Source organism: Bacteroides sp. D22 (assembly GCF_000163675.1).
GTDB classification, from domain to species: domain Bacteria; phylum Bacteroidota; class Bacteroidia; order Bacteroidales; family Bacteroidaceae; genus Bacteroides; species Bacteroides xylanisolvens.
The window spans coordinates 1-5837 of record NZ_GG774834.1; the positions used below are offsets into that span (position 1 = coordinate 1).

Here is a 5837-nt window from a genome sequence, read left to right on the forward strand (position 1 = left end):
GAAGTCCTGAACTTCAATCTCAGGGAGGAAACCTTTTGAGTGAAGATGTAGATCTGAGTACTCAGCAGGAATAGTGGCTTTCTCCTCTAAATAAAGAATAAAGCAAGTATCCTGAGAAACATGATTGACTAGGGTAAAATAATCAAGGATTCCTGAAGGCAAGAACAAGCTTAAAGAAGCAACAGGATCAATCGTTTGGGAAGAGGATGTTTTCATGATGCAAAAATAAGAATTTTAACGCAATCCCCCAAGGTTTCAGACTGAGCCGTTTTCAGACTGAGCCCTTTTCGTTGCAGGTGGCAGATGCTTTTATGTTTTTCAACTTTATAGTAGGAAAAACTTTAGCACTTGAATGATATTCTACCAACAAAAAGAAAACCCTCATAAGTACTTAACTTACAAGGGTTTCTTTGGGGGTGGCAGATGGGACTCGAACCCACGACATTCAGAACCACAATCTGACGCTCTAACCAACTGAACTACAGCCACCATGTCTGCGTTTCTCTAACGCGGTGCAAAGATAGATATTATCTTTTAATCTCCAAAAGATTTCACTACTTTTTTTTGTAAAAAGTATATTCTTTTATTCCCTGATTGTGCTTGTTGAAAAGGGTTCGAGCATCATTTGTGAAGATCTTCAGAGAGTTACGTGCTTGTAAAGGAATTGAATCAGCAGGTAGGTTGACGGGGAGTAATTGATGATTTTTTTTCCCGGACTGAATGGGGCGGGCTGTCCAGACTAAACTATACTCGCAATTATTGAGACGGACTGTGCTGTCTTTTACTAATTCCATTCTTACCATCAGTCCACCATCGGTGCGGCGGGCGGACATATTGGAAATATAATTTCCCAGTGAATAGACTACGAGATGTTTGTCGTTCGTCACGCTGTCTGTGCGAACTTCAATGGGTTGAACTACGTGAGGGTGGGAGCCGATGACATGATTTACTCCTTTTTGAATCAGCCAGTCAGCAAGGAATTTCTGCTCTTTGTCCGGGAGCGACTGGTATTCGATTCCCCAATGCATACAAGCTATGATTGCGTCCGGTTTCATTGTTTTGCTCTCTTCAATATCTTTGGCGATAACTGTTGTATCAATATAGTTCACGATATTGGGAGGAGTAACGGGGATACCGTTTGTGCCATACGTATAGTTGAGCAGGGCGATGCGGAACCCGTTCTTTTCCAATAAAAGAGGATATTTCTTGTCGCGTTCTTCGGTGTTGATATACGTGCCTGCATGTGGAATTTTCAACGAGTCGATAAGTTGAATGGTACGCTCCAGTCCGGATTTGCCACGGTCGAGACTATGATTGTTGGCAGTCACTAAAACATTGAAACCTGCGTCATGAATTGCGGTCAGAAATTCGTCCGGTGCGCTGAAAGCAGGATAACCTTTGTAGGGTTTGCCTCCTAACGTAACTTCCAGATTGGCGATAGCGAGATCGGCTCTCCCTATTTCTTCTTTAACGTACGTAAAACAGGTGGAATAATCATAGCCGGTTGAGGTCCGTGCAACGTTGATTTGTCCTTGATGCTGCATGAGGTCACCTACGAAAAGGAGTCGTAGGGTATCAGTGGGGGGAATACTGTCGGTTGCGGAAAGGCTGTCCGACAGGGTATCGATGATAGAATCTCTCTTTGCCTGCGACCGGGAGGTGCAGGACAAAGAGAGAAGTAAAATCATCAGAAACAAGCTATGTTTCATTGATAAATGGCTTTCTTGCCAGCTAAGAGTGTATTTTTCATTAACGATACAATCGTCATCGGTCCAACACCGCCCGGTACGGGAGTGATAAAGGAACATTTTGGGGCAACTTCGTCAAACTTCACGTCACCAGTCAGTTTGAAGCCTGATTTCTTGGTTGCATCCGGCACACGCGTAGTACCTACATCGATAACTACCGCACCTTCTTTCACCATTTCGGCTTTTACAAAGTTGGGTTGTCCTAGGGCAGCGATGATAATATCAGCTTCCTGACATTCTTTTATCAGGTCTTTGCTGCGGCTGTGGCATACCGTCACTGTGGCATCGCCCGGATAGGCTTTCTGCATCATCAGGGCAGCCATCGGTTTGCCGACGATATTGCTACGTCCGAGTACAACACATTTTTTGCCGGAAGTCTCTATTTCGTAACGTTTCAACAATTCGAGGATACCGTTGGGAGTAGCGGATACATAGCACGGAAGTCCGATGGACATACGGCCTACATTGATCGGGTGGAAGCCGTCTACATCTTTACGGTAATCAATCGTTTCAATTACTTTCTGTTCGGAGATATGTTTAGGTAAGGGAAGTTGTACGATAAAGCCGTCTACATCGTCGTCTTCATTCAGTTCGCGTACTTTGGCAAGCAGTTCTTCTTCGGTCACGTCACTTTCATAACGGATGAGGGAGGACTTGAATCCACATACTTCACAGGCTTTTACTTTGGCAGCTACATACGTTTCGCTACCACCATCGTGTCCAACAAGGATAGCCGCCAGATGCGGGCGTTTTCCGCCACGAGCCACAATTTCGGCTACTTCGGCTGCAATCTCTTGTTTCACTTGTTCGGAAATGGCTTTTCCGTCTATCAGAGTCATATTTTCAGAGTATTTATTGGTGATGGGCAAAAGTAAAATAAATAACTGAACTCTCCAAAAGGATTGGAATTTTTGTCAGGAGATGAGCAGTATATTATCAGTTTGTTAGTGGAGAAACTACTTTCTACTGTAGGTTTCCGGATACAAAAAAGAGGAAGTCGAAACTTCCTCTTTTTTGTTATAATCAGTTTGGATCTATTGAATGATTATCTTTTCATTTTAGGCATCATCTTGCCCATCTTGCTGCTAGTTACCATCTTCATCATTTTGCGAGTCTGGTCGAACTGTTTCAGCAGGCGGTTTACTTCCTGAATAGTCGTTCCGCTACCTTTTGCGATACGTGTACGACGTGAACCGTTCAGTATTTCCGGGTTGGAACGTTCTGCCGGAGTCATGGAATAGATGATAGCTTCGATGCTTTTGAAAGCATTGTCGTCAATATCAATATCTTTGATTGCCTTTCCTACTCCCGGAATCATGGAGGCAAGGTCTTTCAGATTACCCATTTTCTTGATTTGTGCAATCTGGCTAAGGAAGTCATTAAAGTCGAATTGGTTCTTGGCAATTTTCTTCTGTAAACGTTTAGCCTCTTCTTCATCATATTGTTCCTGTGCACGTTCTACCAATGAAACGATGTCACCCATACCGAGAATACGGTCGGCCATACGGGCAGGGTGGAATTGGTCGATTGCTTCCAGCTTTTCACCTGTACCAACAAATTTGATCGGTTTGTTCACTACCGAACGGATAGAAAGAGCCGCACCACCGCGGGTGTCACCATCGAGTTTGGTCAGTACCACACCGTTGAAGTCCAGACGTTCGTTGAATTCTTTAGCCGTGTTTACAGCATCCTGACCGGTCATGGAGTCTACCACGAACAGAATTTCGTTCGGGTTGATTGCTTCTTTGATAGCGGCGATCTCGTTCATCATCTGTTCGTCTACTGCCAGACGTCCGGCTGTATCGACGATAACGAGGTCATATCCTTTGGCTTTAGCTTCCTGAATAGCGTGTTGTGCGATTTCTACCGGATTCTTGCTGTCCAGTTCGCAGTACATCGGTACTTCGATTTGTTCTGCCAATACGCGCAACTGTTCGATAGCTGCCGGACGGTAAACGTCACAAGCAACCAGTAATGGCTTACGGTTTTTCTTGGTTTTCAGCATCCGTGCCAACTTACCGGAGAAGGTGGTCTTACCCGAACCTTGCAAACCTGACATCAGGATGACTGCCGGACGGGCGTCGATATTGATCTCGGCTGTCTCTCCACCCATCAACTGCGTAAGTTCATCATGTACGATTTTCACCATCAACTGGCTTGGCTTCACAGCCGTAAGCACGTTCTGGCCAAGAGCTTTTTCTTTCACTGTATCCGTGAAATTCTTTGCCACCTTGTAGTTTACGTCGGCGTCGAGAAGTGCTTTACGTACGTCTTTCAGCGTCTCCGCCACGTTGATTTCGGTGATTTTGCCTTCACCTTTCAGAATCTTGAATGACCGTTCTAGTCTTTCACTTAAATTATCGAACATAGTTATTTAATTACGAATTACTAATTACAATTTACTTGGGCGAAAGAGGGACTTTTCCGTCTACTCTTTATTTGAGCTTGCAAATGTACAAAAATCTCTTGTATTTATATCTTTTTATTCTGCCATTTTGCTTTTTTGAGATAAATATAACTTGTTATCAACAGCAAGCTATAATACACAATCTCAATCGTAAAGCAAATTTCGATCGGTGCTTTCAGCCACATTCCGATGAAAATGATGTATGATCCGTAGATGATAATTGTAATCGTTTCGAGCAACAGGGCTGCCTGTGTATTTCCTGTTCCGGAGATACCGTTGAACACTACATTGGCTACGGATGCGATAAGCATGGCGCAACAAATTACATATACCGAAGGTACGGACTCCGTAATGAGCGCAGCTTCACTGGTGTAGATAGAGAGCAGGAACTGCGGAAACAGTGCCGATACCGCTACTAACCCCAGCATGATGAAAAAGGAGAAACGCGCAATTTTATTAATGAGCGGCATCACGTGCTGGATGCCTCCTGCACCAATAGCATTGCTGACAAGACTGTTGGTAGTCGTAGCCAGTGCGTTGACCGGAATCAGCAATACGACATAAATACTCCGGACGATATTGGCAATTGCCAGTTCCCGTTGTCCCAACCGTTCTACGGCTACGAAGAAAACAAACCAGGTAGCCATCGACAGGAAATATTGCAGCATGGTGAAGCAGGAGATACTAAGAATCCGCATCAGCAATGCAGGGTCGAATGTGCGCAGGCGGTTCATACCGTATTTCTTTAAATCGACCGTGGCATACGTATAGATGACGAAAAAGAGAATGGAGGAGGCTTCTGCCAATACGGAAGCAATAGCAGCCCCTTTGATACCCATTTCCGGCAAACCGAACTTTCCGAAGATTAATGCATAGTCTAGTACGACATTGGTTAATGCCATGACAATGGCATTGATGGTTAGCACTTTAGTGCGTGTAATGCCGATATACAATGCCCGGAACATGACATTGATAAAAGAGAAAAAGAATCCGTAAATACGCCAGTCTAGAAACTCCATTGTTCCTTCGTAGATGGATTCTGAAGAAACTAGCAAACGCATGATGTTTCCACCGAATGCCTTGGTGAATCCAAATAGCAGCAGTGCCATCACGAACAGGAACATGACTCCTTGAATCATGACAGGGCCGACATCTGAATAGCGGCCTTCGCCATTGCGTCGTGCTATGACAATCTGCGAACCGGTACTGAATCCGAATGCGATGGTGAATACACATATATAAAATAACCCGCCCATAGCCGATGCTCCAAGAGCTACCTCGCTCACGTGTCCGAGGAATGCTGTGTCGGTGACATTGATGACATTTTGTGCCAGCAAGCTTAGTAGTATCGGGTAACTGACACTCCAAATCTGTTTGTTGGTATACATAATTAAGCGTTTAAGTTTACCTTAATTCCGCAACACTATAATTTAACTTTATTTATAAGTTCCTGAGCAACAAAAAGTTGCTCAGGATTTTGCCATGTCAGATTTTTCACTTATCTTAGTGTTGCAATTCAAAACAAGCGTAAATCGTAACAAGACATGGCAAAGGTACAAATAAAATCTGAAAAACTCACACCTTTTGGAGGAATTTTTTCAATCATGGAGCAATTTGACTCCATGCTTTCACCTATTATCGACCAGACACTTGGTCAGAGATGCAGCAGTATCATCGGATAT

At 44.0% G+C, this 5837-nt stretch carries 4 protein-coding genes, 1 tRNA gene and 2 pseudogenes; 1 reads left to right on the top strand and 6 read right to left on the bottom strand.

All coding sequences use genetic code 11. The features are described 5' to 3' along the window. From HMPREF0106_RS28025 to HMPREF0106_RS00935, 6 genes and pseudogenes are all read right to left on the bottom strand, one after another. Positions 1-216: pseudogene (locus HMPREF0106_RS28025) on the bottom strand (transposase); the annotation flags it as partial. 195 nt (positions 217-411) lie between these two features. Next, positions 412-490, bottom strand: a tRNA-His gene (locus tag HMPREF0106_RS00955). A 64-nt stretch (positions 491-554) separates the two neighbouring features. Further along, the gene (locus HMPREF0106_RS00950; protein WP_009041216.1) at positions 555-1709 is read right to left on the bottom strand and encodes a CapA family protein; all 1155 of its coding nucleotides are present in this window, start codon (positions 1707-1709) and stop codon (positions 555-557) included. After that, positions 1706-2587: a bifunctional methylenetetrahydrofolate dehydrogenase/methenyltetrahydrofolate cyclohydrolase FolD gene (folD, locus tag HMPREF0106_RS00945; RefSeq protein WP_004312924.1), complete on the bottom strand. Its 882-nt coding sequence runs from the start codon at positions 2585-2587 to the stop codon at positions 1706-1708. Before folD ends, HMPREF0106_RS00950 begins: the two co-directional genes overlap by 4 nt. 206 nt (positions 2588-2793) lie before the next feature. After that, positions 2794-4116, bottom strand: a complete 1323-nt coding sequence (ffh, locus tag HMPREF0106_RS00940; protein WP_004312925.1) for a signal recognition particle protein — start codon at positions 4114-4116, stop codon at positions 2794-2796. Positions 4117-4220: 104 nt separating this feature from the next. Continuing rightward, positions 4221-5543 (bottom strand): MATE family efflux transporter, encoded by a 1323-nt coding sequence (locus HMPREF0106_RS00935; RefSeq protein ID WP_008025832.1) that lies wholly within the window; start codon positions 5541-5543, stop codon positions 4221-4223. A gap of 156 nt (positions 5544-5699) precedes the next feature. On the opposite strand from HMPREF0106_RS00935, the pseudogene HMPREF0106_RS27275 reads away from it, so the two are divergent. After that, positions 5700-5837 (top strand): annotated as a pseudogene (locus tag HMPREF0106_RS27275) (IS1380 family transposase); the annotation flags it as partial.